Source organism: Paenibacillus sp. TY11 (genome assembly GCF_059772165.1).
Window position 1 is genome coordinate 11,439 of record NZ_JCBAIQ010000012.1, and the last position, 18,446, is coordinate 29,884.

Here is an 18,446-nt window from a genome sequence, read left to right on the forward strand (position 1 = left end):
CTATTTGTTTTTCGGTACTATTACATTTGAAGGGAACGAAAGTAATGAATCGGTTGAAGCAAAGATGGTCTGTGATTTGTGGGGGATGGTGGTTTGCGGCCTTATGGGGAACTTTACTCAAATGGATTGTACTCGGGAGCGGAGTCGGTATCTTAGCAGGAACAGCGTCAGCATTTTTCCTGAAGAGCCTAGACTATGTGACTGATCTTAGAATGAACAATCCGTGGTTATTATTTTTGCTTCCTTTAGGAGGCGCATTAGTCAGCTTTCTGTATTTGAGATATGGGAAGAACAGTGCCAAAGGAAACAATTTAATTCTGGAGCAAATTCATGATGGTAAGGAAACCATTCCGCTGCGGATGGCACCGCTTGTTTTATTTGGAACGATTATCACTCATTTGTTTGGAGGTTCTGCAGGCCGAGAAGGGACAGCCGTACAAATGGGAGGCAGCTTAGCGGAGGGGTTTGGAAAGTTATTGAGGGTTGGACCAGTTGATCGAAAAATTCTGTTGATCTGTGGGATTAGCGGCGGATTTGGTTCGATCTTCGGAACGCCTTTAGCTGGCACCGTGTTCGGACTGGAAGTACTAGCCATCGGCCTGATCAGTCATGAGGCGCTTATTCCTGCTTTTATCGCCAGTTTTGTTGGAAATATTGTGGCCACTTCTTTTTGGGGTGTCACACACCTGCATTACCCTATCGGAGAAATTCCTGCGTTATCACTGATGGTGGTACTCAAGGTTGTTTTGGCCTCGATTTTATTTGGATTAACAAGCACTCTATTTAGCGAGCTAACCCATACACTAAAAAAAGGCTACACCCGTTTTTTTAAAAATCCTATGGTAAAAAGCGCAGTTGGTGGATTGATGATTATCGCTTTGGTTTATGTATTGGGAACAAGGGATTATTTGGGCTTGGGAATACCATTGATTCAAGAGTCGTTTACGGGCGATGTCTCTCCCTTTGCATTTTTAGGGAAGCTTGTGTTCACGTCCCTGACCTTGGGAGCCGGATTTCAAGGTGGGGAAGTGACTCCGTTATTTGCAATTGGCGCCACGTTAGGAAATGCACTGTCCGGATTTTTGCATCTATATGCTCCTTTTTTGGCGGCCTTGGGTTTTATCGCCGTTTTCTGTGGTGCAACCAATACACCGATTGCTTGCTTTTTGATGGGCATTGAGTTGTTTGGAGCAGACGCAGCCATTTATCTCTTTATTGCTTGTATCGTAAGCTATTTGTTTTCAGGACATACCGGTATCTACACGTCGCAACAAATCGGGATATCCAAAAGTCATTTCATTTCAATTCCACAAGGTACGACCCTTGCTACGGTGAAAAGTTTGAAAAAGAAAATTAAGGGTTCGACGGGAGAAGAAAGCAGAGGATGACCCTGTGGATTTCTTGTTTCATAATCTTGATCATCATAGTTGCATTCATGTATGTTAGTGGATGTTCCTTGAAAGATATCCAGTTAATCAATTCGGATGGACAGGTAAGCTTGAAGGGAAGATTCGTTTATCCCACAACTCGTATAATCCAGACGGAGGTATATGGTTAGCTGTTTTTCCTATAGAATCCACCACTCTTATGTCAAACCTGATTTTTCTTACTTAAAATAGGAAAAATCAGGTTTTATTTGTGTAAACATTTGTTAGTGTATGTTTCCGTTAAAATGCTGGCTGGCCTCCTAGATCAATTTTTCCATAATCATAACGTCTATATATTGGCCGTCCATAACCCCTTGTTTTTCAAAAACGCCGACTTCACGGTAACCGATCTTTCGATAAAGCCTCTGACCTTTTTCATTAATGGGCAAGGTGAACAGGACTATTTTATAAAAATTGTTTTTCCGGGCCTCTCTCTCTAATTCCGAATGAAGTGCACTGCCAACGCCCTTACTGCGGAAGGTTCGGTCTACGTAAATCGAAAGGTCCGCAACGCCATCATAAGCACAACGATGAGAATAACGATTCAAAGAAGCCCAGCCAACCACGATTCCGTCCGATTCTGCGACCAAAATGGTATAACGGTTTTGATGTTCTCTAAACCAGTCAACCATATAGTTGAAGTCCTTGGTTTGCATCTCCAGTGTAGCTATCCGATCTTCAATCCCCTGATTGTAAATGTCCAGAATACGGTTCAAATCTTCTGAGGTTGCTGTTCGAACTTTTAATATTGGCATGCTGATCCCCCCGCCCACAAGCTTATTAGGCTTTCTTGGCTTTTATGATTGCGGAAACAATATAATCATCCACGTTTGCGCCAGGCACCCAATCCTTGATGAATGATTTGGATTCATCTTTAGGTTCGATGCTAATGCTCGTAAACCCACTTTGCTGCAGCATGGATTTTACTTCTTCCAATGAAGAGGCGCCGGAAATACAGCCGGAATACAACTCATCCAGGTCGTTTTTTATTTCAGGAGGAAGTTCTGCGGTCGTAATGATATCGGATATGGCTAATCTGCCGCCAGATTGTAAAACACGATAGGCTTCGTTGAAGACCTGCTGTTTATCCGGTGAAAGGTTAATTACGCAGTTGGAAATAATAACATTTACTGTACCATCCGCTACCGGTAGATGCTCGATTTCACCTAGACGAAAGTCGGTGTTTGTGAAATTCCCTTTAACCGCATTTCTGCGGGCGCGACTGACCATATCTGGTGTCATATCGACTCCGATGACCTTGCCGTTGTCCCCTACTTGGCGAGAGGCCAAAAAGCAGTCGAATCCGCCGCCGCTGCCCAGATCCAGAACAACTTCTCCTGCTTTCAATTCTGCAATAGCTTGTGGGTTACCACAGCCAAGTCCGAGATTTGCTCCTTGAGGGACAGCTGTTAACTCCTCAGTGGAATAACCCATTTGCGATGAGAGGATATCCGCATCTGACGGAGATCCACAGCAGCTGCCTGCTGCGGGGGGATTGACTTCCTTAACAGCAATCTGTTGGTAATGGTTCCGTACATTTTGGCGGATTTCATCATTCGTAGGTTTATTCATATCAAAACACTCCTTTAATTTGGATTGGATAGGTGGAACAGAATTTGAACAGCTCTTATGTTTAAGTTAGCAGCAAGGCGCGCAACAGATAGAGGTTTGTACTGGTTTTGGAAGAAAAAAGTCAAAAGACAACCGACCTTTTTTAGGATTTGAATTTGACCATTTCCATACGGATTGAGATCGGTGCTGCTTTTCCAATTCGCAAGATTTCATCAGGTATTCCGCAACATAAATGTTTTCGTACATTTTCAAAAACCTCCATTTGATTGGATTTAAATTTGTAAATTGCAAGTATTTAAGGAGAGAGTATTATCCTGTTACCGGAAAACAACATTTGCTGGATTGGGCCATGGCATCGTTAAAGAGTTTGACAGATCGAATCACGGTTTCTTTTTCAAAATCAGTCAAATACGAAAAGACTTCGTTTAAGTATTCGTTCATTTGTGCATCAATGGTGGTGGCTACATATTTACCTTCCACGGTGAGCGAAAGGGTGTAGACTCTACGATCGCTAGGGTCCGGTGTTTTCTCAACCAGATTCATCTTGGTTAAGCTCTGAACCTGTCTGCTAAACGTGGTGATATCTGTACCAAGGGTTTCAGCAATTTGCTGCATGGAGGGTTTATGCTGACGGTCAATTTCATAAAGAATATGACTTTGAACCGGAGAAATGTCGTGCCCACCCACGGTACAACAGTTTTTGTTCAATAAACCTAAACGACGCGTCATGTTTTGAAATAACTCTCGTGTATTTTCCATGTATGTTTCACCTCATGCCTTAGTTATACACTTTAAATTTGCAAAATGCAAGTAATATTCTCGCTTGATTTTAAAATGGGGCTGAATTAGTATATAAGCATACAGTTATATGATCGAAAGGAGGTTACACATTGGAACAACTAGCTTATGTAGCGGAACAATTAAAGCTACTGGGGGATAAAAATCGGCTGGTCATGCTTTCCCTGCTAAGAGAACGAGAATGGTGTGTTTGCGAATTTGTTGATATCTTCGATATTTCGCAGCCTGGCATTAGTCAGCATCTAAGAAAATTAAAGTCGCAAGGGATTGTAAAGGAAGAACGAAGAGGACAATGGGTATACTATTCCTTAAATGTAGACGACAAGCCGCATATTCAAGCCGTTCTTGAGTGTTTGCCGGACTCCAAGCATATTTTAAAATGGCTGAATAAAGAGGAACTCATAGCATCTTGTGGACCGGATTCCCCAGCCTGCTCTTCCTAAAGGTTGTTCAGTTTATCTCCTTGCGGGGATAAATGTTATTTTCGATATAAGTATATATTTATAAGGTGATGTTATAAGTGGTGGATTAAAAGGGGAGGGATCAGCCAAACGAGAAGATGGAGGACTAGGGATATCATGGGTAATGGAGGTTTTGAACATTGGTTTTGTTGGCATGCATTATATTTTTAGTAACTTTAGTGTTGGTGATCTGGCAGCCTAAAAATCTGTCCATCGGCTGGTCGGCCTGCGGGGGAGCCATACTCGCCCTGCTGGTGGGTGTCGTTGATTTGCATGATGTTTGGGAAGTCACTCAGATTGTCTGGAATGCGACACTGGCTTTTGTGGCTATCATTCTGATTTCGTTGGTGCTTGATAAAATCGGCTTCTTCGAATGGGCGGCGCTTCACATGGCACGAGCTGCGCGGGGAAGCGGAACCCGGATGTTTGTTTATGTGACCATTCTTGGCGCCATTGTCGCTGCTTTTTTTGCGAATGACGGTGCGGCCTTAATTCTGACACCGATTGTACTAGCGATGGTTCGGGCACTGAAATTTGATGAGAAAATGGTTTTCCCTTTCATCATAGCGAGCGGATTTATTGCGGACACGACGTCGCTTCCGCTTGTGGTCAGCAACCTGGTTAATATTGTGTCGGCCGATTTCTTTGGCATCACGTTTATGGAATATGCGAGTCGAATGATCGTCCCTAATTTATTTTCCTTAGCGGCTAGTATCCTGGTACTGTATCTCTTTTTTCGCAAAAGGATTCCCAAAACGTTTGATGCTGCACAGTTAATAACACCTGCAGAAGCGATTAAAGACCCAAAAATGTTCCGTATGTCCTGGATCGTTCTCGCAGTTCTGTTGGTTGGCTACTTTGCATGCGAATTTTTTAACATTCCCGTTTCGGTGGTAGCCGGTATCATTGCCGTCTTCTTCTTGCTGATGGCGAGAAAAAGCCCTGCGGTACCGATGAAAGAAGTCATAAAGGGCGCTCCATGGGCCATCGTATTTTTTTCCATCGGGATGTATGTTGTCGTGTATGGCCTGCGTAATGCAGGTTTGACGGACCTGCTCGCGCATGTGATTCAAACGGCTGCCGATCAAGGTATGTTTGTAGCCACCATGGGCATGGGTTTTATCGCGGCAGTCATCTCATCGGTGATGAATAACATGCCTACGGTTATGATTGATGCGCTTGCCATTGATGCCACCCATACAACCGGCATGATTAAAGAGGCGCTGATTTACGCTAATGTGATTGGATCGGATTTGGGACCGAAAATAACCCCGATCGGTTCATTGGCCACATTGTTGTGGCTGCACGTGCTCAGCTCGAAAGGCGTGAAAATTTCCTGGGGAACTTATTTTAAAACGGGCATCGTCTTAACCATTCCTACACTTTTTATTACCCTACTGGGGCTATATCTGTGGCTAGTTATTTCATAATTAAACATTAAAGGAGACGTTTATCATGGAAAAAAAGACAATTTATTTTTTGTGCACGGGCAATTCTTGCCGCAGTCAAATGGCAGAAGGCTGGGCCAAGAAATATTTGGGAGACCGTTGGAATGTGTACAGTGCAGGCATTGAAGCGCATGGCCTTAATCCTAAAGCGGTGCAAGCGATGAATGAAGTAGGCATCGATATTTCAGGTCAAACTTCGGATATCATTGATCCTGTCTTGCTGAACAGCGCCGATTTGGTTGTGACCCTGTGCGGGGATGCTGCCGATAAATGTCCCATCACACCTCCACAAGTTCGCCGTGAGCATTGGGGATTTGATGATCCGGCCAAAGCAGAGGGAACGGAAGAAGAAAAGTGGGCCGTCTTCCAGCGGGTTCGTAATCAGGTGGGAGAACGCATTAAACAATTTGCGGAAACCGGCGAATAATAGAACGTCCAGCCGGGAGTGTTACTAGATGCAAAGGCTATTTCCTATATGGAGATAGTCTTTTTTTAGTTTATTGTTGTTAATTACAATAGTTTATGTGTTGCATTTTTAGTGAGGTAATTTAAAGTCAGAGCAAAGAAAAAATAAAAAGCTCGCGATTTACGCGAGCTCTTTTTGAAGATAAGCATCAATTTTTGTGAGGGCTTCTTCTGTACCGCCGGATTGCTGGAAGCTATCTTTTATTTTTTGTACGCCCTCTTTATACGCTGCGTTCGACACCACTTCATGTACGGCCTCTCTTAATGATTGCACATTGATTTGGTCTTTGGTTATTCGATAGCCAGCTTGAAGTTCCGTTAACCGCTGCGCGACCATCGGCTGATCCTTGTCCTGAGGCAGTACGACCAAGGGTACATTGAAGTGAATCCCCTCATTCACACTGTTCATTCCACCATGAGTAATAAACACATCTGAATGACGTAATACCTCTAATTGAGGAACATAGGGCGAGATGATAAAGTGCTCGGGGGCCGGATTGATTTTCGTAAAGTCAGCTTTCTCGCCGGCTGCAATCACGACGATGCCTTCAAAATCGGAAAAAGCTTCAATACAGGTGTTAAAAAAGTCTTCAACATGATCCAAAACGGTTCCCATTGAAATATACAAAACTTTTTTATCTTGTAATGCATCCAGGGAAAATGAAATTTCCCCTTTGCGCTCTGGGAAGCTGGGACCAATAAAAAGATGCTCATCACGATACAGTTCACCGTCCGGTTGGAAATATCTGCTGGTATATACAACGTTCAGAGCTCCTGAATTATTCATAAATTGAAATACATGCTTGGGAGCAACACCGAATCTTTCTTTCATATGCTGCAGTGAGGTTGTGGCATGTTCATCAAGCTGAAACGGCGCTTTTGCGTCAGAGCGAAAGGGATTGATAGCCATCTGATTGTTTGAAATAAGAAAGGATGGAGACGAAGAAATACCGGGGATATTCAAATAATCTCTAACTAATTCACCAGCTCCGAATCTATCATAGAACACAAAATCAAAATTAATGCTTTCTGATAACTTCTGGGTAACTTCCAATATGTCTAGCGAAGTTTGAATTTGAATGTTCAAAAATGTGTTCAATCCGGCCGGAGAAGATGCGTTGATAGAAGCATTCCTGACCAGATCGGGATGCAAGTGAACCGTTGCTCCAACTGCTTCGAGTCTGTCCTTGTATTTCTCAGTTGTAATGTAATGTACTTGGTCTCCTCGTGCTGCAAGGGCTTGTGTAATCCCGATCGTAGGGTTCACATGTCCTTCTGCTGGAAAATTAACCATTAAAACTCGTAACATCCATCATCACTCCTTTTCCCTTCATCGAAGATCGCAGTGTTCACTGAATCTCTTAATCCATAATAACAAATATATTTATTTTTTCAAATGATATCCTTTCTGTAACCTATCTCAAGTTTCTAAGTTAATCTGAGAGAGTTTTGTACAGAGGACATGTTGGTAAGAAATTTGTATAACAGATATATCCTTCGTGCATAGTAAAGACGACTCTACTCAGCAAGGGAGGTCTTTCTAAATGAATGTCCAAAGAGCACAAGAAATAGCGTCCTCTCCCATCATGGCGAATGTGTTGTGTGATGGGTTGCCAATTTATATTCAGCATGTGAATGAGCAGAGTGAGACGGCACGCATTTATGCGCTGAACAAGCCGGAAGAGGAACGGGAAGTACCTTTGTACGCGTTAACAGAACGGGATCAGGCACTGGAATAAGACAGGAGGGATATTGAGAATGAAAGAAAATAAACAGAAAGTGGCCGAGGCCGACCGTTTGAATTTTCATGATCGTACTGATGATGTGGTAAGGGAAGTGCCTGCCACGACGGATGCCAGCGAAGCAGTTGCCGCTATGACCTCACATATCAATAAATACGATGTACCGGATGAGTTAGAGGAAAAATAGAGAATGACTAAGCGCGCACAGGATATCCTGCTGCGTGCTTTTTTATGAAGCATAAAGGATAACCAAAGATTAAGCAGCTCTGTAAGGGCTGCTTCTTTTTATTGTTTCGAAAGCATCATTAATATTAAAAAAAAGTATTGCATATAGGTTTACTAGGTATTATGATAACAACAGATTTATATATTTTTGTTTTTTATAAAGGTATAAGGTTTAGACCTTAAAGATTTATGGATCGGAGTGTTGATATGTTAATCCAGACTCCTCTGCGCTTTGAAAAAGTATCAGCTAAAAAAGTGAGTGATTTTATTAGAGAGCAGTTGGAAGAGGCAATTATTTTAAAGGAATTGCTTAGCGAGGAGCAATTACCGACAGAGCGAGAACTCGCAGAAATATTTAATGCCAGCCGAATTACAGTCCGTGAGGCGTTATCTCAATTGGAGTCCAAGGGACTCATTGAGAAGAGAGTAGGTGCCAAGGGAGGGACCTTTGTTCTTCCCGTGACAGCAAACTCTCATAAACGTACCCGGGAAGAAATTGCGAAAGATTGGGAGCATATGCTGAAGGTCTTTGAATATCGGATGATTGTGGAGCCGGAGGGTGCTTTTTTGGCGGCTAAGCGGATCACCACGGATGAACTAGACCTACTTCAGCATTACCTGGACCAGAGCATTGAAGCGGACTGTACCCGAGAATGGTTTCGGGCCTTGGATGTCAAGTTCCATTTGGCCATTGCCAAAGCATCCGGCAATCCATTCTGTGAAGATGCTGTTAGGCGGATTCGTACCAAGATTAACCCGGCACTTGATCTCATGCCCTATGATGATCAGATTCGGACGGTGAATTACGACGTCCATACAGAAATTCTGAGTGCACTTCGGGCACGAGATGCTGAGAAGTCGCGGGAAGTGATGAAGCACCATATCGGACATTCCGCAGACGCCATTTATGCAAGAGTGGTTGCAAAAGGCTAACGGTACCATACAGAAAAAGAATACGATTCGAGCGGGGACGGTGAAAGCATGAATATACATGAGCTTTTGGCTTTATCTAGACCGCTTCAAGAGCAGTTGATCACATGGCGAAGGGATTTTCATCGCCATCCGGAAACAGGTTATGAAGAGATTCGTACATCGGGCATTGTAGCTGAGCACTTACGTAGCCTCGGGTTGGAGGTAACAACCCAGGTAGGGAAAACCGGGGTTGTGGGTCTGTTACGGGGGAAAAGCCCAGGGTCTACCATTGGTCTAAGGGCAGATATGGATGCATTACCGATTCAGGATCAAAAAACGGTTCCCTATCGTTCGCAGATTCCAGGAAAGGCACATTTATGTGGTCATGATGCTCATACAGCCATACTGATGGGAACTGCACAGTTACTTGCTAATTTCGAGCGACCTGAAAGAGGAAATATCAAGTTTGTCTTTCAACCGGCTGAAGAAGGTTTGGCCGGGGCCAAGGCTATGATCGATGACGGTGTATTGGAGAATCCAAAAGTGGATGCGATGGCAGGACTACATATGTTCCCTGGTTTAAAGACAGGAACACTTGGGGTCAGCAAAGGGGTTGCTTTTGCATCCGCAGACAGCTTAACGATTAAAATTATAGGCAAAGGAGGCCATGCCGCTCGGCCGCATGAGGGAATAGACGCGATTGCCGTGTCCGCGCAGGTTATTTCTGCACTGCAAAACATTCCAAGCCGTCTGGTTGATCCACTTGAAACCATTGTCATTACGATTGGAAAAATTAGTGGCGGTTATATGGCAGCGGCCATTGCACCGGAAGTAGAGATGATCGGTACCGTACGCACCCTATCTGCGGAGCTGCGCAACCGGATGCCTGAGCTGATCGAACAAGTGGTCCGTGGGGTGTGCGAGTCGTTCGGGGCCGGATATGAACTGAATTATCAGCATGGCTACCCGGTTGTGCAGAACGCCCCGGATATGGTCGATTTGATGACGGAAACGAGTGAGCAACTGTTTGGCTCCAAGGAGTGGAACTATATCAAACCGTCAACAGGCGGGGAAGATTTCGCTTTTTATTGTGAGCAGGTACCCGGCGTGTTTTTCCGGCTGGGATCTGGGAGAGAAGATGAAGATACAAGCTATCCATTGCATCATCCCAAGTTTGATTTGGATGAATCGGTACTGCCTTATGGGGTAGCCATGATGGCGGCCATCGCGCTGAATTTTTTGAAGACGAAATAAAAATCGGGATTAAGACGCTCAGATGCAGCTGTGTGGCAATATACAACCTTAATGGAGTGGAGTGGACAAGATGAATAGGCACAAGTGGTTTAGAGGCGGCATTACGTTACTGATTGCTGCGATGATCCTGGCAGGCTGCGGTACCCAATCCACAGGCGGTAGTAAAGACAGCGCAACATCGACCGACAGTAAAGTACTGACAATTGCTAATGCTACGGATATTGAGAGTTTTGATCCACATAACAATAACAATACGGCGAGTGAAGCTGTTCTGGTTAACGTATTTGACTACTTATTGAAAAATGATAGTCAGCAGAAGAAAGTACCTGGACTCGCTACTTCCTGGGAAAAGGTAGATGATACAACTTGGCGTTTTCATCTGCGCGAAGGGGTAACCTTCCATAACGGTGACCCATTCACGGCGGAAGATGTGAAGTACACAATAGAAAGAGTGGCGAAGGATAACACACTCAAACAAAATTCCTACTTTAAAAATATTACACAAGTGAAGGTGATAGATGAACATACAGCAGACATTATAACAGACGGACCAGATCCGCTGCTGCTGAATCGTTTGTCCAAAATGGGAGCTGGAATCTTACCTTCCAAGTATATTGAGAAAAATGGGATAGAGGCATTCCTTAAAAATCCGATAGGTACAGGCCCTTATAAATTTAGTCAATGGATTAAGGATGATCGTGTAGTACTGGTTAAAAACGATAAGTATTATGAAGGTCAGCCGAAATGGGATCAAGTTGTTTTTCGCTCTATCCCAGAAGCCTCTACGCGTGTATCTGAGCTGCTTGCAGGCTCGATTGACATTGCTTCTGGAATCCCATCCACCGATGTAGAACGTATTCAAGGCGAAGCCGGTAAAAAAATCGTCAAGGCACCGATTCAACGCGTGCTGCAATTGATTTTGCGTCAAAGTCAGGGCAGTGTTACGGCTGACTCCAAAGTGAGAGAAGCGATAGATCTCGCGATTGATAAAAAAGGAATCGTGGACAGCATCGCAGGCGGTGCTGGGATTGTAACCCGTACTTCCGTTACACCAGGTAACTTTGGTGCCGATTCTTCCTTATATGAGAAAACATTATATGATCCGGCTAAAGCCAAGGAATTGCTGAAGCAGGCCGGTTATGCTGGCGCAGGCCCGACATTGACCCTTTCAGTATCCTCAATATACAAAGAGTATGCCGAGGTCGTAGCCGCCATGTTAAATAAAGAAGGATTCAACATTAAATTAGACGTGCTGGAGCCAAGTGCTTTCAGTGAGCGTTACAGTTCCAAATCCTTCAAAGAAATGTTTATGATCGGGATTGGCAATTCTCTGTTTGACGCTTCCAACAACTATAACCGCTACCTGTTAGAAGAGGCTAAAGGCGAAACGGATTATAACAATCCGAAGGTAGAGAAGCTGTTGCAGCATGCACTGACGAATCTGGATACAGCCTCGCGTGAAAAAGAGTATCAGCAAGTGCAACAGATATTGGCTGAAGATCGTCCGGCTGTATATATTTTCCAAATGGAAGGGATTTATGGCACCGGTAACGGTGTGAATTTCCAACCGAGAAGCGATGAGATGTTCTACGCAGAGGATATTACACCGGCAAAATAAAGAAGAGAAGTGAACGGGCGGGGACCTCAATGAAGGTTCCTGCCCGTCCTTTTAAAAAAAGCCTGCTGGTTATGGAGGTGACAGATTGAAAACTTATATCGCCAAATCGCTGCTGCAGGTGATTCCTGTACTGCTGATTGTCTCTCTTATTGTATTCATCCTGGTGAGGGTAACCGGGGACCCTGTAGCCCTTATGCTGCCGGAGACTGCTACAGCTGAGGATCGTGCAGTATTAACGCAGGCGCTTGGGCTAGATCAGCCCTTATATACGCAATACATTAAATTTATTGGCAGTGCCTTACAAGGAGATTTTGGTACTTCGTTTCGCTATGGTGAATCGGCTTTGCCATTAGTGTTGGAACGGCTGCCTGCCAGTTTTGAATTGGCAGTAGCCGCCATGATTTTTGCGGTCATCATTGCTGTGCCGTTGGGCGTCATCTCTGCAGTCAAGCGTAATACCTTTACCGATTTAATCATTTCCAGTTTATCCGTAGTCGGAAAGGCCATGCCTAACTTTTGGATGGGGATTATGCTCATTTTATTATTCTCCGTTATGTTGGGGATGCTTCCGGTGTCCGGCCGGGGCGGGATGGATCATTTAATACTTCCGGCCTTTACACTGGGTGTCGGCCTTTCTGCACAGATGACCCGACTCATTCGCTCCAGTATGCTGGACATTTTGAATCAGGACTATATTCGAACAGCCCGAAGTAAAGGGATTCTTGAAATCGTGGTTATCGGAAAACATGCTTTCCGCAATGGATTGATTCCGGTCGTCACGATTATGAGCTTGCAATTTACGAGCTTGATCGGCGGCACACTGATTACGGAGACGGTATTTGCATGGCCGGGTTTGGGGCAGTTACTTGTCGTCGCTGTGAATACGCACGACATGGCTATCGTCCAGGCCGCTGTATTTGTGATTGCCTTTATTGTGGTCATCAGCAATATTTTAACCGATGTCATTTACCGACTGCTTGATCCAAGAATTAAATACAACTAGAGAGGGGAGGAGGAAGTGTGGCAGGCATTCATGATGTACAAGCCCTTGATCCAGACCTAGACATGGATGGCAAAAAGCAGACACAACCGTCCAGTATCGGACGCGTATGGAAGCAACTATTACGAAGTAAAACCGGAACGGTCGGTGCAGTCATCTTACTGCTCGTTTGTTTAACGGCATTATTTGCCCCTCTGCTGGCCAGTCACAGTCCTGCGGAAATTGACCCGATTAACCGTCTGAAGCCGCCCATGTGGCTGGGTGGTGGGTTGCCGGAATATTGGCTTGGTACAGATAACCTGGGACGCGATATGTGGAGTCGTATCGTATACGGAGCGAGAGTTTCGCTTATCGTCGGTGTCGGTGCAGTTCTGGTCTCAGGCACCATTGGCGCAATTCTCGGACTCCTCGCAGGGTTTTATGGTAAATGGGTAGATGCCCTCATTATGAGAGTTGCCGACGCCTTTTTGGCCATTCCGGCCATTCTGCTGATGCTAGTCGTATTGGCGGTGGTGGGTCCTGGAATGACTACGCTTATTTTCGTCATTGGCGTTACGAATTGGGTTTCTTATACGAGAGTTGTCCGAGGCGAGGTATTGAGTATCAAGGAACGAGACTTCGTCAAAGCAGCCAAGGCGATAGGCTCTAAAAATAGTAGAATTTTGTTGAAACACATATTACCGAATGTCTTGTCTTCGTTTATCGTCATTTCCGGTATGAATGTAGCAACGACGATTATTATGGAAGCTTCTCTTAGTTTTCTCGGATTAGGGATCACACCGCCGGCAGTGTCCTGGGGTGGCATGCTGAGCGATGGGAGACAGTATGTAGCCACGAGCTGGTGGGTGGCAACGTTTCCCGGTCTGGCGATTACCATCACGGTCCTGGGCGTCATTTTCCTCGGTGACTGGCTTCGCGACGTGTTAGATCCCCACATGAAGGCGAAAGAATAACAGAAAGCGGGGGATCGGAAAAGATGACCACGAAATTGCTTGAAGTGAATCATTTGAAAACCTACTTTAAAACGGAGGATGGCATCGTTCCTTCGGTCAACGGTGTCAGCTTCACTGTGAATCCAGGCGAAACCGTAGCTATTGTTGGAGAGTCCGGTTCCGGTAAAAGTGTAACCTCTTTGTCTATTATGGGTTTAGTGGCTGCACCGGGTAAAGTCGTGGGTGGGGAGATTCTGCTTGAAGGACAAGACTTGCTCAAACTGTCCAAGGGGGAAATGCGCAAATATCGGGGGAACGAGATATCCATGATTTTTCAGGAGCCGATGAGTTCGCTGAATCCGGTATTTACAATTGGTAACCAAATCAGTGAGGTCATCCGGCAGCACCAGAAGCTGAGCAAACCGGAAGCACGACAGAAAAGTATAGAGATGCTGGAGAGGGTAGGCATACCCGGTGCGTCGAAAGTGGTGAGTTATTTTCCGCATCAGTTGTCCGGAGGAATGCGTCAGCGGGTGATGATCGCCATGGCCTTGGCCTGCCAGCCGAAACTGCTCATCGCCGATGAGCCGACGACGGCACTGGATGTAACGATACAGGCTCAAATTTTGAATTTAATCCACAAGCTAAGCAAGGAAGAGAACACAGGCATTATTCTGATTACCCACGATTTAGGTGTTGTAGCGGAAATGGCTGACCGGGTGGTCGTGATGTATGCCGGGGAAGTGGTCGAGGAAGCGGACGTATTTGATTTGTTCGAAAAGCCGGGCCATCCTTATACGATCGGGCTGCTAGGATCACTCCCTAAGCTTACGGAACAGAGAGAATGGCTGGATTCCATTCCCGGTACCGTTCCTAATATGATGCAGATGCCGAGCGGTTGTCCATTTCATCCCCGCTGTCCTTATGCCCAAGAACAGTGCACAAAGGTGCATCCTGAAATACAAGCCAAGGATCAAGGACACTATGTCAGATGTTTGCGGATGGAGGAGGTGTCGGTATGAGTGGGACAACACAGGAAACACCACTTCTCGAAGTGAATGGGCTTAAAAAGTATTATCCAATGAAAAAGGGCTGGTTTTCCAAAAATAGTGGTTATGTGCGGGCGGTAGATGATTTGAGCTTTAAAGTGATGCCTGGTGAAACCTTAGGTATTGTAGGTGAATCGGGGTGCGGCAAATCAACAACAGGACAAATGATTACACAACTGCTGGAACCCACGGCAGGCGAAATTCGTTTTCAGGGGCAAAGCCTGTCTGATTTAACGGACGAAGAAGTCCGCAAAGTCAGACGAGATTTACAATTTGTATTTCAAGATCCGTACTCTTCTTTGAATCCGAGAATGAAGGTCTTTGATATCGTCGCCGAACCGCTGCAGGTACACGGGATTGCTAAAGGGAAAGAGCTTAAAGCTGAAGTTTTTCGACTGTTGCAGACAGTAGGGTTAGGTGCTCATTTAGCAGATCGACATCCTCATGAATTCAGTGGCGGGCAGCGGCAGCGGATTGGCATAGCGAGAGCACTTGCCATGAAGCCGAAGCTCATAGTTTGCGATGAACCTGTATCCGCGTTGGATGTATCGATTCAGGCTCAGATTTTGAATTTGTTAAAAGAGCTTCAGCAGCAGTTCCAGCTTACCTACATTTTTATTGCTCACGGGCTACCCTCCGTCAAGCATATTAGTGATCGCATCGCGGTGATGTACTTGGGAAAAATCGTGGAGCTTGCAGATCGTGATGAGTTGTTTGCAAGACCGCAGCATCCATATACAAAAGCGCTGCTTGAGGCAGTGCCCGTTCCAGATCCGAGGCTACGTAAAGAACGGATAACATTGACGGGTGAAATCCCCAATCCCGCAAATCCGCCTTCGGGCTGTACTTTTCACACGCGTTGCCCATACGCACAAGAGATATGCCGCCAACAGGGCCCATTGCTCGAAGAACATACTCCAGGTCATATTGCGGCCTGTCACTTTCCCCTGCATAAGCAGATGGCTCACGAATAGATAAACCTTTGGAAGTAGGAGTTAACCGAAAAAGGAGGCTACTTATGAATAAACGATCAATTGTACCGGAGGATTTATACGGATATCAGTGGATCAGTGATCCGGCAATAAGCTCCGATGGAACGATTGCCTACGTCAACAAAAGCATAGATCGTTCAAAGAATGACTACCATACGCACATCCGTGTCGTATCGCTTCTTGGGAACAACGATAAGCCGTTGACCCATGGCAATAAGGATTCAGCTCCTGCTTGGTCACCCGATGGATTGCAGCTTGCTTTTTTACGTATAGCGGATGGAAGCAAACAACTATGGACAGTTCCGGCTGAAGGTGGAGAGGGACAGCGGCTGACGGAGGTGAAGCGGGGAGTGGGTGCATTCGTCTGGTCACCAGACGGGAAGTATATTGTATTCACAAGTATGGTTAGTATAAACGCCGAACGGGAAGCCATGGCACTTGATGAATATAGCAAACAATCTGGTGAGCGGGGGCGTATCGTGGATCGTACCACTCCCAAAGCTGAAGGTTCGGGCTGGTGGAACGGTCTATTTAGTCACTTATTTGTCCTGCAGCTTGAAAACGGCCGACTAACTCCAATAACCTCGGGACCTTGGAATGCTTCTTACCCTGTATGGTCCATGGATAGCAAGCGGATTTCATTTTTGTCCAAACGTGTAGAAGACGACAAGCTGGACGCAGACCTGATTTCGTTTTCGGATGTGTATACGATCGATTGCGACGGCAGTAATTTGGTGAAAGTTACGGATTCCAGCTTGGCGATTAGCCAATTTTCGTATGCCCCGGACGGCAAATCATTAACTCTGATCGCCAGCGATCGTATCTATGGCAGTGGTAGCCAGAATCGACTTTATACCGTGCCTGTTACGGGGGGAGCCCCGGAACTATTGTTTCCTGAATTGGACATGCAAATCGGCAACTTCGCCTTAAGCGATATGAAGTCATTTGGTCCGTCTCCATCTCCGGTATATGCTCCTGCGAGGTTGAAGCAAGAAATGTATGTGCTCGGGACGTTGCAGGGTGCTGTTCATATATACCGCTTCACAATGGAAGGCGGTGTTCAAGCAGTAACTGCCGGAAGTGATAGAGATGTCTATCAGTACACGCTATCTGCTGACGGCCGCTATTTGGTTTTTGCTGCACTTGATGTGGACCGGCCTGGCGAACTGTATCAAATGAATCTGGAGACAGGGGAAGAGAAACGGCTTACGCACCATAACGACGATCATATGGCTTCCTTACAAGTGAGTTCACCAGAGACGTTTTGGTTTGAGGCTTCGGATGGATTCAAGGTACAAGGATGGATTTTCAAACCGGCTGGGCTGGCTCCTGGGGATCAGGTTCCTTTGATTTTACAAATTCACGGGGGACCCCATGCGATGTACACTGGAACGTATAGCCATGAGATGCAGACGCTCCTCGCACAAAGATATGCCGTGCTGATGACCAATCCGCGCGGCAGCTTCGGTTATGGTCAGGATTTTGCCCAAGCCTGTCGGGGGGACTTTGGAGGAGGAGATTATCGTGATCTGCTGGACGCCTTGGACTTTGCGCTGAACCAGTTTGATTTTATAGATGAAACCCGGCTCGGCGTGGCTGGCGGCAGCTATGGAGGCCTGATGACCAATTGGATCATTTCTCACACAAACCGGTTCCGCGCCGCTGTTACGCAGCGCTGCATCTCCAACTGGCTCTCCTTCTATGGTTTGAGCGATATTGGGATTTCCTACACGGAGGGAATCGTTGGGGCTAACCCGTGGGAAGATTCTGATCTGCTCTGGTCCAAGTCCCCACTGGCACATGTAAATAACATCGAAACCCCGCTACTGATTTTACACGGTGAGGAGGACCTGCGCTGCCCTGTTGGACAAGGGGATGAGTTGTTTACAGCCCTTAAACGGTTGGGTAAAACAGCTCGCCTCATTCGTTATCCCGGGTCCAATCATTCTTTGCTGAAGAGCGGTAAACCGTCCCTTCGTGTAGATCACTTTGAACAAGTAGTGGCTTGGTTTAACTCCTATTTGAGTAAAGGAGTGTACTCCAATGAGTAAAGTACAATTGTCGATGCCAGTGGCCTTTCTGATCGAGAACTTACGTACGAGTGGTGAGCCGAAGGACGTCATTATTGAGTGTATCAAAAAACAGGATTTTTCTCCTTTGCTTGGCAAGGTTAAAGAAAAAACAATGGATTTCAAAGAACGTTGTCAAACGGCAGAAGACATAGGGGACGAATGGGAAGAAGCGATTCGCAGCGGTTATGAATTTAAGTTTTTACACATCAATGGACTGAAAAGGCTGCTTCATTTCCGCTTTAACCGAATCATAGATCGGGATTATGAGCAGGATGGAATCACGTTGAAGAATCTGCATCTTGATCCAAGCGAAATCGATACCTTGCGCGGACTCATTGGCAGGCAGTGGCAGGTGATTGAGGAAGACAATGAACCAGGTAGCGTGCAGAGGAGCGTAAGCATTAAGCTTTTATACCGATGAAGACGATTTTTAAAGAGCAACTAATATTAATTGCCCAAACGTACAAATGAGGTTGCCC

At 45.6% G+C, this 18,446-nt stretch carries 19 protein-coding genes; 15 read left to right on the plus strand and 4 right to left on the minus strand.

All coding sequences use genetic code 11. From position 1 onward, the window contains the following. Positions 1–44 precede the first annotated feature (44 nt). Complete coding sequence (locus AC6EJC_RS14935) at positions 45–1,388, plus strand: voltage-gated chloride channel family protein (protein ID WP_444954650.1); 1,344 nt, start codon at positions 45–47, stop codon at positions 1,386–1,388. Positions 1,389–1,687: 299 nt separating this feature from the next. Here AC6EJC_RS14935 and AC6EJC_RS14940 read toward each other — a convergent pair whose 3' ends face one another. The 3 genes from AC6EJC_RS14940 to AC6EJC_RS14950 form a co-directional block, all read right to left on the minus strand. Beyond that, on the minus strand, positions 1,688–2,182 hold the full coding sequence (locus AC6EJC_RS14940; RefSeq protein WP_444954651.1) for an arsinothricin resistance N-acetyltransferase ArsN1 family A: 495 nt from the start codon (positions 2,180–2,182) through the stop codon (positions 1,688–1,690). A 25-nt stretch (positions 2,183–2,207) separates the two neighbouring features. Next, positions 2,208–2,999: an arsenite methyltransferase gene (locus tag AC6EJC_RS14945; protein ID WP_444954652.1), complete on the minus strand. Its 792-nt coding sequence runs from the start codon at positions 2,997–2,999 to the stop codon at positions 2,208–2,210. Between the two features lie 309 nt (positions 3,000–3,308). Beyond that, a complete protein-coding gene (locus AC6EJC_RS14950; RefSeq protein ID WP_137063176.1) occupies positions 3,309–3,758 on the minus strand; it encodes a MarR family winged helix-turn-helix transcriptional regulator in 450 nt (149 codons plus the stop codon). A 131-nt stretch (positions 3,759–3,889) separates the two neighbouring features. Here AC6EJC_RS14950 and AC6EJC_RS14955 point away from each other — a divergent pair, with 131 nt between their 5' ends. The 3 genes from AC6EJC_RS14955 (at position 3,890) to arsC (ending at position 6,133) form a co-directional block, all read left to right on the plus strand. After that, the gene (locus tag AC6EJC_RS14955) at positions 3,890–4,240 is read left to right on the plus strand and encodes an ArsR/SmtB family transcription factor (protein ID WP_444954653.1); all 351 of its coding nucleotides are present in this window, start codon (positions 3,890–3,892) and stop codon (positions 4,238–4,240) included. A 158-nt stretch (positions 4,241–4,398) separates the two neighbouring features. After that, on the plus strand, positions 4,399–5,688 hold the full coding sequence (locus AC6EJC_RS14960) for an arsenic transporter (protein WP_444954654.1): 1,290 nt from the start codon (positions 4,399–4,401) through the stop codon (positions 5,686–5,688). 25 nt (positions 5,689–5,713) lie between these two features. Continuing rightward, the gene (gene arsC / locus AC6EJC_RS14965; RefSeq protein WP_444954655.1) at positions 5,714–6,133 is read left to right on the plus strand and encodes an arsenate reductase (thioredoxin); all 420 of its coding nucleotides are present in this window, start codon (positions 5,714–5,716) and stop codon (positions 6,131–6,133) included. 159 nt (positions 6,134–6,292) lie between these two features. On the opposite strand, the gene AC6EJC_RS14970 is transcribed toward arsC, so the two are convergent. Beyond that, positions 6,293–7,480 carry a macrolide family glycosyltransferase gene (locus AC6EJC_RS14970; protein ID WP_444954656.1) on the minus strand — a complete coding sequence of 396 codons (1,188 nt, stop codon included), beginning with the start codon at positions 7,478–7,480 and terminating at the stop codon, positions 6,293–6,295. Between the two features lie 235 nt (positions 7,481–7,715). Here AC6EJC_RS14970 and AC6EJC_RS14975 point away from each other — a divergent pair, with 235 nt between their 5' ends. The 11 genes from AC6EJC_RS14975 (at position 7,716) to AC6EJC_RS15025 (ending at position 18,388) form a co-directional block, all read left to right on the plus strand. Then, positions 7,716–7,910, plus strand: a complete 195-nt coding sequence (locus AC6EJC_RS14975) for an H-type small acid-soluble spore protein (RefSeq protein ID WP_025686175.1) — start codon at positions 7,716–7,718, stop codon at positions 7,908–7,910. Between the two features lie 19 nt (positions 7,911–7,929). Then, positions 7,930–8,100: a hypothetical protein gene (locus AC6EJC_RS14980; RefSeq protein ID WP_431086690.1), complete on the plus strand. Its 171-nt coding sequence runs from the start codon at positions 7,930–7,932 to the stop codon at positions 8,098–8,100. Between the two features lie 245 nt (positions 8,101–8,345). Further along, positions 8,346–9,071 (plus strand): FadR/GntR family transcriptional regulator, encoded by a 726-nt coding sequence (locus AC6EJC_RS14985; protein ID WP_444954657.1) that lies wholly within the window; start codon positions 8,346–8,348, stop codon positions 9,069–9,071. A 48-nt stretch (positions 9,072–9,119) separates the two neighbouring features. Continuing rightward, positions 9,120–10,304, plus strand: a complete 1,185-nt coding sequence (locus tag AC6EJC_RS14990; protein ID WP_444954658.1) for a M20 metallopeptidase family protein — start codon at positions 9,120–9,122, stop codon at positions 10,302–10,304. A gap of 70 nt (positions 10,305–10,374) precedes the next feature. After that, positions 10,375–11,922 (plus strand): ABC transporter substrate-binding protein, encoded by a 1,548-nt coding sequence (locus AC6EJC_RS14995; RefSeq protein WP_444954659.1) that lies wholly within the window; start codon positions 10,375–10,377, stop codon positions 11,920–11,922. A gap of 85 nt (positions 11,923–12,007) precedes the next feature. After that, positions 12,008–12,925 (plus strand): ABC transporter permease, encoded by a 918-nt coding sequence (locus AC6EJC_RS15000; RefSeq protein ID WP_444954660.1) that lies wholly within the window; start codon positions 12,008–12,010, stop codon positions 12,923–12,925. 17 nt (positions 12,926–12,942) lie between these two features. Next, entirely contained in the window at positions 12,943–13,875 is a 933-nt protein-coding gene (locus AC6EJC_RS15005; protein WP_444954661.1) for an ABC transporter permease, read from the plus strand. A 23-nt stretch (positions 13,876–13,898) separates the two neighbouring features. Beyond that, positions 13,899–14,876, plus strand: a complete 978-nt coding sequence (locus AC6EJC_RS15010) for an ABC transporter ATP-binding protein (RefSeq protein ID WP_444954662.1) — start codon at positions 13,899–13,901, stop codon at positions 14,874–14,876. Further along, positions 14,873–15,877 (plus strand): ABC transporter ATP-binding protein, encoded by a 1,005-nt coding sequence (locus AC6EJC_RS15015; protein ID WP_444954663.1) that lies wholly within the window; start codon positions 14,873–14,875, stop codon positions 15,875–15,877. The genes AC6EJC_RS15010 and AC6EJC_RS15015 overlap by 4 nt, the downstream gene beginning before the upstream one ends. A 44-nt stretch (positions 15,878–15,921) precedes the next feature. Then, positions 15,922–17,946: a S9 family peptidase gene (locus AC6EJC_RS15020; RefSeq protein ID WP_444954664.1), complete on the plus strand. Its 2,025-nt coding sequence runs from the start codon at positions 15,922–15,924 to the stop codon at positions 17,944–17,946. Then, positions 17,939–18,388, plus strand: a complete 450-nt coding sequence (locus tag AC6EJC_RS15025) for a hypothetical protein (RefSeq protein ID WP_444954665.1) — start codon at positions 17,939–17,941, stop codon at positions 18,386–18,388. Before AC6EJC_RS15020 ends, AC6EJC_RS15025 begins: the two co-directional genes overlap by 8 nt. The last annotated feature ends 58 nt before the right edge of the window (positions 18,389–18,446 follow it).

Excerpts from the sequence above, each read along its gene's own strand:
- AC6EJC_RS14935 (WP_444954650.1), top strand. The coding sequence starts at position 45 with ATGAATCGGTTGAAGCAAAGATGGTCTGTGATTTGTGGGGGATGGTGG.
- AC6EJC_RS14940 (WP_444954651.1), bottom strand. The coding sequence starts at position 2,182 with ATGCCAATATTAAAAGTTCGAACAGCAACCTCAGAAGATTTGAACCGT.
- AC6EJC_RS14945 (WP_444954652.1), bottom strand. The coding sequence starts at position 2,999 with ATGAATAAACCTACGAATGATGAAATCCGCCAAAATGTACGGAACCAT.
- AC6EJC_RS14950 (WP_137063176.1), bottom strand. The coding sequence starts at position 3,758 with ATGGAAAATACACGAGAGTTATTTCAAAACATGACGCGTCGTTTAGGT.
- arsC (WP_444954655.1), top strand. The coding sequence starts at position 5,714 with ATGGAAAAAAAGACAATTTATTTTTTGTGCACGGGCAATTCTTGCCGC.
- AC6EJC_RS14970 (WP_444954656.1), bottom strand. The coding sequence starts at position 7,480 with ATGTTACGAGTTTTAATGGTTAATTTTCCAGCAGAAGGACATGTGAAC.
- AC6EJC_RS14975 (WP_025686175.1), top strand. The coding sequence starts at position 7,716 with ATGAATGTCCAAAGAGCACAAGAAATAGCGTCCTCTCCCATCATGGCG.
- AC6EJC_RS14980 (WP_431086690.1), top strand. The coding sequence starts at position 7,930 with ATGAAAGAAAATAAACAGAAAGTGGCCGAGGCCGACCGTTTGAATTTT.
- AC6EJC_RS14985 (WP_444954657.1), top strand. The coding sequence starts at position 8,346 with ATGTTAATCCAGACTCCTCTGCGCTTTGAAAAAGTATCAGCTAAAAAA.
- AC6EJC_RS14990 (WP_444954658.1), top strand. The coding sequence starts at position 9,120 with ATGAATATACATGAGCTTTTGGCTTTATCTAGACCGCTTCAAGAGCAG.
- AC6EJC_RS14995 (WP_444954659.1), top strand. The coding sequence starts at position 10,375 with ATGAATAGGCACAAGTGGTTTAGAGGCGGCATTACGTTACTGATTGCT.
- AC6EJC_RS15010 (WP_444954662.1), top strand. The coding sequence starts at position 13,899 with ATGACCACGAAATTGCTTGAAGTGAATCATTTGAAAACCTACTTTAAA.
- AC6EJC_RS15015 (WP_444954663.1), top strand. The coding sequence starts at position 14,873 with ATGAGTGGGACAACACAGGAAACACCACTTCTCGAAGTGAATGGGCTT.
- AC6EJC_RS15020 (WP_444954664.1), top strand. The coding sequence starts at position 15,922 with ATGAATAAACGATCAATTGTACCGGAGGATTTATACGGATATCAGTGG.
- AC6EJC_RS15025 (WP_444954665.1), top strand. The coding sequence starts at position 17,939 with ATGAGTAAAGTACAATTGTCGATGCCAGTGGCCTTTCTGATCGAGAAC.